The organism is Amycolatopsis sp. NPDC005961 (assembly GCF_040629235.1).
In the GTDB taxonomy this organism is placed as follows: domain Bacteria; phylum Actinomycetota; class Actinomycetes; order Mycobacteriales; family Pseudonocardiaceae; genus Amycolatopsis; species Amycolatopsis camponoti.
This window is the reverse complement of sequence record NZ_JBEXVF010000003.1, coordinates 63,474-77,254: the sequence shown is the minus strand read 5'-3', so window position 1 is coordinate 77,254 and position 13,781 is coordinate 63,474. Positions and strand designations below refer to the sequence as shown.

The following is a 13,781-nucleotide window of genomic DNA, read 5'->3' as shown; positions in this document are numbered from 1 at the left end:
CTAGTAGGTGGCGAAGGTCAGGCCGTCGAGCGAGATCCAGGCGGGGTTGCCCTTGGTCGCCTTGATCGCGCCGGTCGGCAGGACGTTGACCAGGCCGTGCGCGTCGGGACTCGTGCTGACCCCGAGCAGCCACTGCACCGGAGGCTTGCAGTTGTTCGGGAGCGTGAAGATCGTCTCGCCGATCACACCGTTGCAGACCACGCCGCGCAGCCGTACCCAGCCATCGTCCATCAAAGTGTAGGCGGGGGTGTTGTAACCGCTCACGAAGTTCTTCCAGCCGCCATCGAGGGGCGTCATGGGATGCCAGGTGTCCCCGCGGGGCGGCCGGTAGGGCACCCAGGCCGAATTCCGCTTGCACAGAAGGACACCGGTGTCCACGCGGTACACGAACTGGCTGCTGTGCGCGGTGGCAACAGGCGGCAGATCGGTGTCGCCGCGCACGGGCAGGATCCCGCTCATCCCCGCGGTGAACTGCCGCCGGTCGGTGACCGTCGGCGGGGTGCCCTCCTTCGGCACCTGGATCTCCGCGAGGACCAGGCTCGGCCCCGGATTCGGCGTGGGCCGCACGGGACTGGCCGAACTCTCCCCCGTGTAGACGTTCACCACGAAACCGCTGCCGGCCAGTTCGGCCACCACCAGGTCCCACCGGGCCGAGGACGCGTGCGCCGCGGCGATCGGCAGTTCCTTCACCGCATCCAGGGTCACGATGTACGGGCCGTCAGCCGGCTTGGTCCGGTCGGTGAGCACCGCCTGGAACGGGTTGACCCGCAACTTGTTCGAGACGAGTGCCACCTTGCCGGGGTCACCGGGGCTGTCGCGCACCCCCGAGCGCGCCCGCAGCGGATCGAGTGCGTCGCCGATGCCTTCCACCTGCACCAGCGCGCCGGTGATGAGCCTCGCTTCGGCGGAGTCGACGCCATCCACCCAACCCGGGTCCCGCTCTACCATCGCCGTTCCCCCTCCTGTTCTTTCAAATCCACGCGTCGTGCCACCGGACGGTCAACCTGCCCGTCGCGGTGTTGTCGAAAGCTTCGAACCCCACCGCCGTGCTGCCGGGTGGCAGGCCGAACCAGGCCGACCGCGGCAGCAGCGTGGCACGGCGAGACGCCTCACCCAGGAACACGGTCCGGGCGGCGGAGTCGACGGTCAGCACATCTCCTTCGGCGAGGCTCAGCGAAAACGCCATCCGCTCGCCGGTCGAGTCGTTGCGGATCGCCGGCTGCACGCACGGCCCGGTGATCGTCCAGACCGGACGCACGGTCGCGGTCCCGGAGTTCGCCAACGCGAGCGTTCCGCCTTCGCCTCGGCCGAACACCAGTGGGAACCGCACGGGAAAGGTCATGCCCGGAGCCGGCCGGGGCAAGCCGCAGGTCTCGACGTGGAGATCCTCGCCGTAGCGGAGCGGGTCCGGGGCGGTGACCTGCACCGACCAGTCGAAGCTCACCGGCGTCGTGTCCACGATCTTGATCGCCGACGACAGCCGCACCCGGGCGCTCCGGCGTACCGTGCGCTCGGCTACCACGAGCGGTGTCAACCGGGTGCCGTCCGCGAGCAGGGCGGCCATGCGGTCCTTGGCCCGCTCGCGGGCCGAGCCGTCCGGCGCGATCGCCGTCCCCTCCAAGGTGATCACGCGCGCCGACCGGAACGAAGGCGCGTCGAAACTGCCGTCGCGCTGGGGGCGGTCGGACAGCTCCAGCCGCACCCCCGGGCCGCCGGACCAGCCGTCCTCTTTGGTCACCCACCACTCGACGCCGTCGGGGTCGATCGTGTTTCCCGCCCAGCCGTCCACTTCGTACACCGGCAGGACCAGGGTCACCGCTTCGCCGCCCATGCCACCTCCCTGGCCGCGATGCGCCCGATCTCGTACTCCGACTGCCCGGCCCGGGGGTGCACGTTCACCGTCACCGCGCCGGCGGCGGCCGCCGGGGTCACGCGGGCCAGCGGGCCGGTCAGGTGGGCGGCCAGGGTGGTGCGCAGGGTGGCCAGCGCGGGCGCGATGGTCGCCGACTTCGGCAGCGGCACCAGCTTGGTCATCGCCTCGGCCACCCGGTCACGCGTCGAATCGATGCCGGTGGTGAGCCCGGCGCCGATGTCGGTGCCGATCTGCGCCATCACCCGCGACGGCGAGCTGATCCCGAGCGCCTTCCGGATCGGGCCGGGGATCTTGTCGATCACGGAGTTCTGCAGCGTCGAAACGATGCTGCCCGCCATGTCGCGGATGCCGTTGAGGAAACCCTCGATCACCGACTTGCCCGCGTCGTAGAGCGTCCGGCCCAGGTTGCCGAGCGCCTTGACGATCTGGCCCGGCAGCTCCTTCACGAACCCGACGATGCCGGAGAGCGCGCCGCTCACCGCCGTCTTCGCCTGGTCGAACGCGCCCTTGACGATGCCGGCCACCTTGCCGACGCCCTTGACCGTGGCGACCACCGTGTTCACCGCGCCGGTGACGACCGTCTTCACCGCGCTCCACACCGTCTCGACGACCTTGCGAAGCGCGCCGAAGTAGGTGCTCACGTAGCCGTGGATCAGCTTCGCCGCGACCTGGACCACTTTGGACACCGCGGGCCAGACGGCGTGGATGATCTCGCGGACCTTGCCCATCGCGGCGGTCACGACCGACCGCACCGCGGCGAAGGCCGCGTTGACGATGTTCCGGAACGTCGTACTTCGCTGGTAGGCGAAGATCAGCGCGCCGACGAGCAGGGTCAGCACGGTGACCGCGAACCCGATGGGATTCGCCTTGACCGCGTTGCCGAGCCCTTTCACGGCGTTCTTGAAAAGCACGGTGACGGCCGTGGCGGCCTTCTGGATGTTCGAGAACGTGAACGTCGACTTGGCGAAGTCGAGCACGGCCTTCGCGCCCTGCACCGCCCCCTGGCGCACGGCGTTGAAGCCCTGGATCAGGTTCGTCTTCATGGCGGTCGCGAGGTCCCGCACCATGCCGGGCACACCGGCGACCATCTGCTTCAGGTCGCGGCCGAGCTTCGCCGCCTCCGTCGCGCTGTCGCGCAGGCCGGTCTGGACGTCCCGGATGGACGCCGGCAGCTGCTTGACCGCGGCGCTCGTCTCCTTGAGCTGCTTGGCGCTGTCCCGGATCGCGACCGACGTGGTCTTGACCGCGTCCGTGTAGCCGACGACGTCGGTGACAGCCTGGGTGACCGCCGGGTGCGTCGCCTTGAAGCTCGTCGTCATCTCGGCGAGCTCTTTGTCGACACGCTCGGCGAACTTCGTGGATATCTTGTTCGCGGCGCCGGCGACGGCGTCGGTGATCGACTTCTGGATGCCGGCCACCAAGGCGTTCGTCTGCGCCTGCGCGCCCGTGACGGCGGAAGCGGGTTCGGGCATCAGTCCCCTCCTCGTGCGGGCGCGCCGAAGAACGCGGCGATCTCGGCCGGGGTGGCCGCGGAGTCCGGCTCCGGTTCGACGCCCGGGCGGGGCACCGGCCGCGGGCGCGGCGGCGGATCGGCCTGCTCCCCGGAGTTGGCCGTGACGAACAGCCAGTTGCCGACCGCCAGCTCGTCGACGGCGCCGGCGAGCAGGTGCTCGGTCAGGCCCCACTCGGCCGCGTCCCCGTGCAGCGCGCGCACCAGCGCGGACTCCCGGGGCAGGTGGCGGATGAGCACCCGCAGCCGCCGCGGCGAGAGCCGGCCGCGGTGGTAGTCGAGCAGGTCGACCCGGTAGAACCGGAGCAGGTCGGCTTCGACGGCCTCGCCGTGCTCGCTCAGGAGCGCGTCGAGGCCGAGGATTCCCCCAGCGCCATACCGGTGTCGCGACCGTAGGCCTCCAGCAGCGCCTGGACGTCCTGGACGCTGAGCGAGTGGTCGTCCAGCCGCTTGAACTGCTCGTCGCCGAGCAGGACCTGCAGCAGACCGTCCAAATCGGACGGATCGAGTGCCGCCAGCTTGCTCACCGCGTCCCTCGGCAGCTCGGTCGGCAGGCTGAAGGTGTCGCCGTCGAGCTCGAACTCCCAGCGCTCCCCCAGCGCTTCCAGGCGCTGCGCCCGGGCGGCGTTGACGTCGTACTTCGCCATGTGGTGCGTTCCCCCGTTATTCGGCAGCCGCGGCGGCCGCGGTCCCGCTGATGGACCACTGCGCCAAGGTCTCCGGCGTGCCGTTGATCGGCGTCAGCGCCGTGAAGGTCACGCCGAGCTTGATCGCCGACGTCCGCGTGATCGCGGTTTCGTCGGTCTCGGTGACCACCCCGCGCGGGATGTAGAAGCGGTTCACGACCCCGCCGTCGGAGAACTCGATGCCGAGCGCACGCTCGTCGACCTTCGGCGCGGCGGCGATGTTGTAGACACCGGCCGCCGTCGGCGGCGGGGAGCTGAAGAAGAACTGCAGGGTGTCGCTGTTGATCTGCAGCAGCGAGAACTTCACCGAGAAGTCGCGATCGCTGAAGACGTACCGGATCGCGGCCACCGACTGCCACGTGTCCACCGGGTCGAGCTTGTCCTTCTTGACGAACTTGACCCCGTCCGCGGTGGTGTAGCCGAGGTTCGTCCACGGCGCCGTCCACTGCTTGGTGAAGTCGGCCGGTGTGTGCGCCGGTGCCACGTAGACGGCTCCGCTTCCGGCCACCCGGATCTCGCTGGCGTTCAGTCCTGGCATGAGCAGCCCTCCCACTGCGCCGCCGGCCCGCTCAGGCCGGTCTGGATACGACTCTCGCGACGAACCGGTACCGCATCACGTACCGGTTCGCGTCAGAATGCTTTCGGTCGAGCACGAAACACGGACCCTGGAGCTCGGTCACGTCGGAGAACACGGTGCCGCTGCCGAGCGCGCTCAGCAGCGGCAGCACACCCCGCACGACCAGCGCGACCGGGTGCGCGGCGGTCTTGTCCGGACCGTAGGAGTCCAGCCGCACTTCCGCGTGGTCGAGCCGGTCGTCGTCGAGGTAGACGCCGCCGAGCCGGGTGAGCGCGACGGCGCGCTGCGTTCCGTCGAACCCCGGCGGGACCGACGTTCCCACCGGGACGCCGGACAGTTCGGGCCGGGCGCGGAGGAACTCCGCGACGGCCTGCTCGACATCCGGGAACACCAACGGTTCCGGCGAAACCGGCACGCGCGACCCCACCTCCCCACTCCCCTTGGGTCGGACCAACGTAACGCAGAGATCATCGCGAGTAAGGGGCCGAACGGGGGATGACGCTGGCCGGATCCGGCCATTCCGCCGGCATGGGAACGGCCCCCTCCCGTGCGGGAGGGGGCCGTCGACTTCGTGGTTTACGCGCCGATACCGATGGCGAACACGTGGAGCGCGCCGCCGCTGACGTTCGACGGCAGCGTCACGCTCGCCACCGTCTTGCCCGCGTCCAAGGTGATCGGGTTGGTGCCGAACACCATGGTGCGGATCTGCTGCGGGTCGCTGCCCGAAGCGTTGCGGTACGGCGTGGACAGCACGATCCGGTTGCCGAACGACGGCTGCGCGCCGCCGCCGCCGAGGGTCCAGTCGGAGAACCCGATGGTGGCCGTCGACTGGCTGCCGTCGGTGTAGGTCACCGTCAGCGTTCCGGACGCGTTGCCGTTGGACGCCGAGCCGAGCAGCGCCAGGCGTCCGGAACCGGAGACGTTCACCGTCTGGCCGTTCGCGACCACGTTGTCGGGGTCGCCGGCCGGGAACGACGGCCAGGTGAACTTGATGCCGTCACTCGTCACCGTGCCGCCCGGGGTGGCGCCGGCCGCGGCCAGCGCGTCGGCCGAGTAGCTCCAGCCGCCGCCGTCGAAGTTGGCCTTCGACGAGTCGGAGTCCGGCGAGATGCCGGCGTTGTCGACCGTGGCGAGCCAGCTGTTCGGCTGCGCCACGAGCACCGTCAGCACCGCTTGCGTCGAAGCCACGCCCGGCGCCGAGAACGTCACCGGGATGCGGCGGGCGCCGTCGGCCAGGCCGGCCGGCACCGAAACCGTCAGGTCGGCGTGCGCCTTGCCGCCCGCCGGGACGGCGATGCTGCCCGACGCCGGCGTCAGCGTGATCCCGTCGACGCTGCCCGCGGTGTAGGTCCAGGTCCGGGCGGTCCCGGAGAGGTCCTGGACTCCCACGGACGCCTGGGACGTCGACCCCGCGGGCGTCACCGCGCGTGCCGGGTCCACAAAGGACAGGCTCGGTTTCTCCTGCTCGCGGAACGACGGCGGCGCGTCGGCCGTCGCGCTGCCCCACGCCGTCGCCGTGGCGGAGCGGGTGTAGTCGAGCGTGCCGCCGCTGGAGATGAGCGCCTCCGGCAGCCACGCCTTGGCGGCCGCGCCGCCGTTGACCTTGAGGCTGCCCACGTAGTCACCGGTGCCCGGGGCGTTGATGGTGACCTTCTTGCCCGCGCCGGTGGTCAGCACGGCGTGCTCGAAGCGCGGGGTGACGAGCAGCGTCTCGGCGCGGCCCGGGATCTCCGGGTAGACGCCGAGCGCCGACCAGACGTACCAAGCCGACATCTGGCCGAGGTCGTCGTTGCCGATCAGGCCTTCGGGACGCGGGTTGTACAGCTCGTCCATCGAGCGGTGCACGATCGACTGGGTCTTGGCCGGGGCGCCCGCGTAGGAGTAGACGTACGGCGCGTTGGAGTTCGGCTCGTTGCCCATGAAGGCGTACGGCTCCTGCGTGCCCGCGTTCAGCTGGGTGAAGAAGGTGTCCAGCCGCGACTGGGTCGCGGTGTTCCCGCCGAACGCCGTCACGACGCCGCCGAGGTCGTAGGGCACCATCCACTCGTACTGCGCGCCGTTGCCCTCGACCCAGCCCTGCGAGCTGGCGGGGTCGTAGGTGCCGGCGAACGAGCCGTCCGCGTTGCGCGGCTGCAGGTGGCCGGTGCCCGGGTTGTAGAGGTTCTGCCAGTTCTGCGCGCGCTTCATGAACGTCGTGTACGTCGCGCTGTCGCCGAGCCGCTTCGCGAACTGGGCGATGGAGAAGTCGGCGCTGGTGTATTCGAGGGTGTCCGCGCCGGCGCCCGGCACGTAGCCGAGCTTCTGGTAGTCGTCGAGGCCCGGCCGCTCGGTGTAGCCCTGCGTCGGCTGGGTGGCGCCCTTGATCATGAGCAGCAACGCCTTCTGGGCGTCGAAGTCACGCGCGCCGAACGCGTACGCGCTGGAGACGATGATGTGGTACGGGTCGCCGTTCATCACGCCGGTGTAGTCGTTGGCCACCGTCCAGCGGTCCCAAGACCCGCCCTGCTCGGCGTAGGCCATCATCGACCGGACGATGTCCGACGTCTCCTTCGGGTCGATCGTCGCCAGGAGGGGGACCTCCGAGCGGTAGATGTCCCAGCCGGAGAAGTTGGTGTACATCGCGTGGCCCTTGTCGGCCTGGTGGATCCGGCCGTCGAAGCCCGGGTACTGACCGTCCACATCGGAGAAGACGTTGGGCTGGATCAGCGAGTGGTACAGCGAGGTGTAGAACGTCGTCAGGTCGGCGTCCGAGCCGCCGGTGACGGCGATCTTGCCGAGCTGCGCGTTCCACGCCTTGCGCGCGCCCGCCGCGATGGTGTCGAACGACTTGCCGGTGTTCTCCGCCTTCAGGTTGGCCTTGGCGCCGTCCACGGACACAAAGGACAGTCCGACCTGGACGTTCACCTGGGCGCCGTTGAGGTTCGCGAAGGTGACGTACCCGCCGCTGCCCGGGCCGCTGACGGTCGTGTTCTGCTGCTTGGCCGTGGTGGTGCGCGCGATCGACGCGTCGACGCCGTTGGGCTGCGCGACCTTCGCCTTGGCGCCACCGGTTTCCGCGGCCTTGTTCGGCGTCACGGCGCCGTTCTTCCACGTGCCGATCGACGCGAACGGCGTGTCGAACTTGGCCGAGAAGTAGACGCGGTAGCTGTTCTTCGCGCCGCAGAAGCGGCCGCTCGTGGCCCAGCCGCTGAGGGTGTCCTTGCCGATCGTGATCGACGCGTCGTCGGTGCCGTTGACCGAGCCGGAGGTGTTGACCAGCAGCGTCGAGGACGCGCCGGCCGGGTAGGACAGCCGCGCGGAGCCGGTGCGCTGGGTCGCGGACAGCTCGACCTTCGCTCCACTGTCGAGGGTGACGTCGTAGGCGCCCGCGGTCGCGTGTTCGTTGGCGTGCGAGAACTTCGACGTGTAGTGCGCCGGGTCGGTCGCCGGCGAAGTCGTCACTTCACCGACATAAGGGATGAACGGGATGTCCTGATAGGTCGAACAGCCGGCGCCCGAAAGGTGCGTGAGGCTGAACCCGGTCAGGGCGTCGTCGTCGTAGAAGTACCCGCCGGGCTGGGACTTCACCGTGTCGGGACTCCACTGGACCATCCCGAACGGCGCGACCGCGCCCGGGAACGTGTTGCCGGCACCGCCCCCGGTGCCGTGGTCGGCCCCGCCGGGCCGCGTCCCCACGAAGGGGTTGACCCACTTCGCGAAATCGGTGCTCTGAGCTGCCGCGGCGGGGACAGCGGGAGCCACCGCTGCGGTCACCGCCAGTGTCAAAAAGGTCAAACCGGCTCTGAAGCGCAAACGCGCCATGGCCATCGCCTCTCACGTCGTCAGCGCGACCGAAATGACAACCTTGTCGCGCAGTCGGTCGAACGGGGCAACCTTGGGCAGCGGCTCACCGGACCGTCAAGGGTCCCGTCAAGTCCTGTCCACTTCGGGACAGCATGATCAGCCGTCTGTCCTACGACGTCGGTAGCCGAATCGGCACAATTCGCACGCAGACCGTTGACAACCCACGGCGCCGTGGCGTTCAATCCCGTGCACTATGACAACGTTGTCTCCCCCGGGCCGGGACCGCGACGGCGCACCGCGCACCGCGAGCAGGCGGGCCACGATGAGCGATGTGGCCCGGCTGGCGGGCGTCAGCATCAAGACCGTCTCGCGCGTGGTCAACGACGAACCGGCGGTGCACCCGGACACCGCCGAGCGGGTCATGGCGGCCATCGAGCAGCTGGGGTTCCGGCGCAACCTGGGCGCGCGCAACCTGCGCCGCGGGTCGACCACCGGCACCATCGGTCTGATCGTCGAGGACGTCGGCAACCCCTTCTACTCCGAGCTGAACCGTGCGGTCGAGCGTATCGCGACGTCGTTCGGGCGCCAGGTGCTCACCGGCTCGTCCGAGGAGAACTCCGACCGCGAGCGCGAGCTCGTCCTCGAGTTCTGCGCGCGGCGGGTGGACGGCATCCTCGTCGTCCCGGCCGGCCTGCAGCACGGCTACCTGGTGCCGGAGATGCGCGCGGGCACGCCGGTGGTGTTCATCGACCGGCCGGCCGGCGACATCGTGGCCGACACGGTGCTGGTCGACAACCTCGGCGGCACCATCGAGGCCGTCACCCACCTGGCGAAGCACGGCCACCGCCGGATCGCGTTCCTCGGCGACAGCCCGGACATCTTCACCGCGGCCGAGCGCCTGCGCGGGTTCCGCGAAGGCTGCGTCCGCAACGGGATCTCCTACGACGAGTCGCTGGTCTCCATGCGGACGCCGACGCAGGAGTACATCGGCGACGCCGTGAAGCGCCTGATGCACGGCCCGGACGCGGCCACCGCGGTGATCGCCGGCAACAACCGGGTCGCCGTGCACGTGCTGCGCGCGCTGGCCCACGCCGAGCAGCGCCCGGCGATGGTCGGCTTCGACGACTTCGAGCTGGCGGACCTGCTCGACCCGCCGGTCACCGTCGTCGCGCACGACGTGAGCGCGCTCGGCCACGCCGCGGCCGAGCTGCTCTTCGCCCGTGTCCAAGGAGATCAGTCCCCGCCCAGAAAGGTCGTCCTGCCCGTGCATCTCGTCGCCCGCGGCTCCGGTGAGGTCGCCCCGTGACCCTCGAACCCCTCCGGCTCCCCGCCAACCAGCCGCCGCAGTTCTACCGCGGCGGCGACGCCATCGCGGCTCTGCGCGGCGCGTCGCCGGACAAGAAGTTCGGCCCGGAAGACTGGGTCGCCTCGGTGAGCACCATGTTCGGCCAGGAGACCAACGGCCTGACCCGGCTCCCCGGCGGCGACTGGCTGCGCGACGCGGTCGTCGCGAACCCGAACGGCTGGCTCGGCGCCAAGCACGTCGAGGCGCTCGGGACGTCGACCGGGCTGCTGGTCAAGCTGCTCGACGCGGGTCAGCGGCTGCCCGTGCACTTCCACCCGGACGACGCCTTCGCGAAGCAGCACTTCGACTCGCACTTCGGCAAGACCGAGGCGTGGATCGTGGTCGGCACCTACGGCGACGACCCGCGCGTCTACCCCGGCTTCAAGGAGACGCTGTCCAAGGCGACCGTGTCCGAGTGGACGCGGGAGCAGGACGTGCCGAGCATGCTGGGCGCGCTGAACAGCGTCCCGGTGACCGCGGGCGACACCGTCTACATCCCGGCCGGGCTCCCGCACGCGATCGGCGAGGGCGTGTTCGTCGTCGAACTGCAGCAGCCGACGGACTTCTCGCTCACGATCGAGTGGCGTGACTTCCTCGCGTCGCCGGAGAAGGGCCACCTCGGGCTCGGCTTCGACACCGCCATCGAGGCGCTCGACACTTCGGGCTGGGACGCCGAGCGGCTCGAGACGATCGTCAAGCGCACGGCGGGCGATCGCGCGTCCACCGTGGACCTGCTCGCCGGCGGATCGGAGCGGTTCTTCCGAGCCGACCAGCTGCGCACCGACGAGACGACAACGTTGTCACTCGACCCGTCGTTCGCGGTGCTCGTCGTCCTCGACGGCGAAGGCACCCTGCGCACCGAGCACGGCGGCGAGCACGCGCTGGCGAAGGGCGACACCTACGTCGTGCCGTTCGACGCCGGCCAGACCGAGCTGTCCGGCACGGCGACGGTGATCCGCTGCCGTCCGCCGGCGCCGGAGGAGAGGCACGGATGAGCGAAATCCTGCTGGAAGCGGTCGACCTGACGAAGCACTACGGGTCGGTCGAAGCCTTGCGCGGGGCGGCTTTCCAGGCCCGCGCGGGCGAGGTGACGGCCTTGATCGGCGACAACGGCGCCGGCAAGTCCACTTTGGTCAAGTGCCTCTCGGGCGCGGAACAGCCGACGTCGGGGAAGATCCTCCTCGACGGCGCCGAGGCGCACTTCGACTCGCCGACCACGGCCCGGCGCCTCGGCGTCGAGACCGTGTACCAGGACCTGGCCGTCGCCCCCGAGCTGGATCCGGCGGCGAACCTGTTCCTGGGCCGCGAAATCCACCGCAAGGGCATCCTCGGCAAGCTCGGCATGCTCGACAAGGCCGAGATGCGGCGGCAGGCCGTCGAGGAGTTCCAGCGCCTCGGCGTGACGCTGCAGAGCACCGACGTCCCGATCGGCTCGCTGTCCGGCGGGCAGCGCCAGAGCGTCGCGGTCGCGCGGTCGGTCGTGTGGGCGTCGAAGGTCGTGTTCATGGACGAGCCGACCGCGGCGCTCGGCGTCGTGCAGCGCGAGCGCGTGCTCGACGTCATCAAGAAGGTGCGCGACAAGGGCATCGCCGTCGTGCTGATCAGCCACAACATGCCCGAGGTGCTGTCGGTCGCCGACCGCGTCGAGGTGCTGCGGCTCGGCAAGCGCGTCGCGCGGTTCACCGGTCCGGACACGAAGCTCGAGGACCTCGTCGCGGCGATGACCGGCGCGCTCGTGCAGGAGGAGGCCGCGTGAGCGCACCCACCCAGGACATCCAGGAAACGCCCGAAGCGGGTTTCGGCAAGCGGCCGCTGGGCAAGCGCCTGGTCGGTGCCAACACGTTCTGGATCGCCCTCGTGCTGGTGGCGCTGATCATCGTGTTCAGCGTGCTCGCGCCGAGCGCGTTCCCGACGCTGTACAACTTCCAGCTGCTGCTCATCGAGACGGCCGTCCTGCTGGTGCTCTCGGTCGGCATGACGTTCGTGATCATCACGTCCGGCATCGACCTGTCGGTGGGCTCGGTGCTCATCTTCGCCGGCATGGTCGGCGGCAAGACGATGGAAGCGATGTCCGGGGGCAACGCCGGGGGCGCGGGCTGGGGCGTGATCATCGTCGGGCTGATCGTCGCCATCCTCGCCGGGACGGTGTGGGGCCTGATCAACGGCTTCCTCATCGCGGTCGCGGGCATCCCGCCGCTGATCGTCACGCTCGGCACGATGGGCGCGGCGCTCGGTGCGTCCCTGCTGCTCAACAACGGCAGTGACGTCCGCACGGTCCCGGTCGTGCTGAACAAGCAGCTCGGCTACGGCACGTCGTTCGGCGTCGTCCCGAACCTGGTGCTGATCGCCGTGGTGATCACGCTGGTCGGCGCGTGGCTGCTGCACACCACGAAGTTCGGCCGCTACACGTTCGCCATCGGCTCGAACGCCGAAGGCGCGCGGCGCGCGGGCATCGGCGTCACCGCGCACCTGATGAAGGTGTACACGCTGACCGGCGTCCTGGCCGGGCTCGCCGGGTTCCTGTCGCTGGCCTACTACAACTCGACCACCATCACCGGGCACACCAGCGACAACCTCAACGCCATCGCGGCGACGGTGATGGGCGGGACGAGCCTCTTCGGCGGCATCGGCTCGGTGCTCGGCACCGTGATCGGCGTGTTCATCCCGGCCGTGCTGAAGAAGGGGTTCAACATCACCGGCGTCCCGGACTTCTGGCAGATGATCGCGGTCGGCGCCGTGCTCATCGCCGCGGTCTGGTTCGACCAGCGCCGCCGCCGTCAACGCAACTCCCGCTGAGTTCCCCGAGTACGAAGAGGTGCTTTCGATGAACTTGACCAAGACGCTCGTCGCGGCCGGCGCGCTGGCGTCCGCCGCCGCGCTGCTCACCGCGTGCGGTTCCGGCACGGTGGGCGACACCGGCGGCGGCACCAGCCAGGCGAACTCGGCCAACGCCAAGAAACTCGCGCTGATCCCGGGGGTGCAGGCCGAGCCGTTCTACATCTCCCTGCAGTGCGGCGCGGAGGCCGAGGCGAAGAAGCTCGGCTACGAACTGACCACGCAGGCTCCCCAGAAGTTCGACGCGCCCCTGCAGACCCAGCTCGTCAACGCGCTCGGCGCGAACCCGCCGGCCGCGCTGCTCATCGCGCCGACCGACGACACGGCGATGCTCGCGCCGATCCAGCAGGTCAAGGCGCGCGGCGCGAAGATCGTCGAGGTCGACACAGCGCTGAAGGACACGAGCGTCGCGGCGTCTTCGATCTCTTCCGACAACGCCGCCGGCGGCAAGCTCGCCGCGCAGACCATGGCGAAGCTGGCCGCCGGCAAGGCCGGCTCGGTACTGGTGCTCGACACCATCGCCGGCACGTCGACGACGGCGGCGCGCGCGAAGGGCTTCGAGGAGGAGCTCAAGAACACCCCGAACCTCAAGTCCATCGGCATCCAGTTCACCCAGAACGAGCCCGACCAGGCCGCGTCCAAGGTGACCGCGGCGCTGGCCGCCAACCCGGACCTCATCGGCGTCTTCGCGACCAACCTCAACACCGGCGAAGGCGCGGCGACCGGCCTCCGCAACTCCGGCAAGGTCGGCGCGGTGAACCTGATCGGCTTCGACGCCAGCCCGTCCGAGGTCGAGGGCCTCAAGAACGGCCAGTACCAGGCCCTGATCGCCCAGGACCCGGCCTCGATCGGCACCCAGGGCGTCCAGCAGGCGGTGGCGGCCGTCGAGGGCAAGCCGGTGACGCGGAACCTGACCGCGGAGCTGCACTCGATCACCAAGGCGGACATGGACGCCAACTCTCAGTACTTCTACAAGCAGTCCTGCTGATCCGTCCGTCAGGGCCCTGCGAGGGGTGTGCGCACCTCTTGCGGGGCTCTGACCAGCGGTTCACCAGCAGTAATCGCTCACTGCCGGTCACCGCCGCGGGAGGACCGTTCGGCGCACCACCCGTTCCCCCGCTCGGGTGCCCGGCGTCACACTCACTTGCACATGCATCAGCACATGCATGATC

At 69.9% G+C, this 13,781-nt stretch carries 13 protein-coding genes; 5 read left to right on the top strand and 8 right to left on the bottom strand.

The features are described from left to right. The 8 genes from ABZ342_RS03755 to ABZ342_RS03720 form a co-directional block, all read right to left on the bottom strand. Nucleotides 1-924, bottom strand: a complete 924-nt coding sequence (locus ABZ342_RS03755; RefSeq protein WP_360468463.1) for a hypothetical protein — start codon at nt 922-924, stop codon at nt 1-3. Between the two features lie 46 nt (nt 925-970). After that, nucleotides 971-1,831, bottom strand: a complete 861-nt coding sequence (locus ABZ342_RS03750) for a phage tail protein (RefSeq protein WP_360468462.1) — start codon at nt 1,829-1,831, stop codon at nt 971-973. Beyond that, complete coding sequence (locus ABZ342_RS03745) at nt 1,813-3,345, bottom strand: hypothetical protein (protein WP_360468461.1); 1,533 nt, start codon at nt 3,343-3,345, stop codon at nt 1,813-1,815. The genes ABZ342_RS03750 and ABZ342_RS03745 overlap by 19 nt, the downstream gene beginning before the upstream one ends. After that, nucleotides 3,345-3,623, bottom strand: a complete 279-nt coding sequence (locus ABZ342_RS03740; RefSeq protein WP_360468460.1) for a hypothetical protein — start codon at nt 3,621-3,623, stop codon at nt 3,345-3,347. Before ABZ342_RS03740 ends, ABZ342_RS03745 begins: the two co-directional genes overlap by 1 nt. Nucleotides 3,624-3,721: 98 nt before the next feature. After that, a complete protein-coding gene (locus tag ABZ342_RS03735; protein WP_360468459.1) occupies nt 3,722-4,030 on the bottom strand; it encodes a hypothetical protein in 309 nt (102 codons plus the stop codon). Nucleotides 4,031-4,046: 16 nt separating this feature from the next. Further along, nucleotides 4,047-4,607, bottom strand: a complete 561-nt coding sequence (locus ABZ342_RS03730) for a phage tail protein (protein WP_360468458.1) — start codon at nt 4,605-4,607, stop codon at nt 4,047-4,049. Between the two features lie 31 nt (nt 4,608-4,638). Further along, a complete protein-coding gene (locus tag ABZ342_RS03725; protein ID WP_360468457.1) occupies nt 4,639-5,061 on the bottom strand; it encodes a hypothetical protein in 423 nt (140 codons plus the stop codon). Nucleotides 5,062-5,222: 161 nt separating this feature from the next. Next, the gene (locus tag ABZ342_RS03720; protein ID WP_360468456.1) at nt 5,223-8,447 is read right to left on the bottom strand and encodes a GH92 family glycosyl hydrolase; all 3,225 of its coding nucleotides are present in this window, start codon (nt 8,445-8,447) and stop codon (nt 5,223-5,225) included. 304 nt (nt 8,448-8,751) lie between these two features. Here ABZ342_RS03720 and ABZ342_RS03715 point away from each other — a divergent pair, with 304 nt between their 5' ends. The 5 genes from ABZ342_RS03715 to ABZ342_RS03695 are packed head-to-tail and all read left to right on the top strand — an operon-like array spanning nt 8,752 to nt 13,597. Continuing rightward, a complete protein-coding gene (locus ABZ342_RS03715; protein WP_155544981.1) occupies nt 8,752-9,735 on the top strand; it encodes a LacI family DNA-binding transcriptional regulator in 984 nt (327 codons plus the stop codon). After that, a complete protein-coding gene (locus ABZ342_RS03710) occupies nt 9,732-10,769 on the top strand; it encodes a class I mannose-6-phosphate isomerase (RefSeq protein ID WP_360468455.1) in 1,038 nt (345 codons plus the stop codon). Before ABZ342_RS03715 ends, ABZ342_RS03710 begins: the two co-directional genes overlap by 4 nt. After that, entirely contained in the window at nt 10,766-11,530 is a 765-nt protein-coding gene (locus ABZ342_RS03705; RefSeq protein WP_360468454.1) for an ATP-binding cassette domain-containing protein, read from the top strand. The genes ABZ342_RS03710 and ABZ342_RS03705 overlap by 4 nt, the downstream gene beginning before the upstream one ends. Beyond that, on the top strand, nt 11,527-12,570 hold the full coding sequence (locus ABZ342_RS03700; RefSeq protein WP_155544978.1) for an ABC transporter permease: 1,044 nt from the start codon (nt 11,527-11,529) through the stop codon (nt 12,568-12,570). Before ABZ342_RS03705 ends, ABZ342_RS03700 begins: the two co-directional genes overlap by 4 nt. 28 nt (nt 12,571-12,598) lie before the next feature. Next, nucleotides 12,599-13,597, top strand: coding sequence for an ABC transporter substrate-binding protein (locus ABZ342_RS03695; RefSeq protein WP_155544977.1), 999 nt, complete (start codon nt 12,599-12,601; stop codon nt 13,595-13,597). Nucleotides 13,598-13,781 lie beyond the last annotated feature (184 nt).

Excerpts from the sequence above, each read along its gene's own strand:
- ABZ342_RS03745 (WP_360468461.1), bottom strand. The coding sequence starts at position 3,345 with ATGCCCGAACCCGCTTCCGCCGTCACGGGCGCGCAGGCGCAGACGAAC.
- ABZ342_RS03705 (WP_360468454.1), top strand. The coding sequence starts at position 10,766 with ATGAGCGAAATCCTGCTGGAAGCGGTCGACCTGACGAAGCACTACGGG.
- ABZ342_RS03720 (WP_360468456.1), bottom strand. The coding sequence starts at position 8,447 with ATGGCGCGTTTGCGCTTCAGAGCCGGTTTGACCTTTTTGACACTGGCG.
- ABZ342_RS03750 (WP_360468462.1), bottom strand. The coding sequence starts at position 1,831 with ATGGGCGGCGAAGCGGTGACCCTGGTCCTGCCGGTGTACGAAGTGGAC.
- ABZ342_RS03695 (WP_155544977.1), top strand. The coding sequence starts at position 12,599 with ATGAACTTGACCAAGACGCTCGTCGCGGCCGGCGCGCTGGCGTCCGCC.
- ABZ342_RS03730 (WP_360468458.1), bottom strand. The coding sequence starts at position 4,607 with ATGCCAGGACTGAACGCCAGCGAGATCCGGGTGGCCGGAAGCGGAGCC.
- ABZ342_RS03735 (WP_360468459.1), bottom strand. The coding sequence starts at position 4,030 with ATGGCGAAGTACGACGTCAACGCCGCCCGGGCGCAGCGCCTGGAAGCG.
- ABZ342_RS03715 (WP_155544981.1), top strand. The coding sequence starts at position 8,752 with ATGAGCGATGTGGCCCGGCTGGCGGGCGTCAGCATCAAGACCGTCTCG.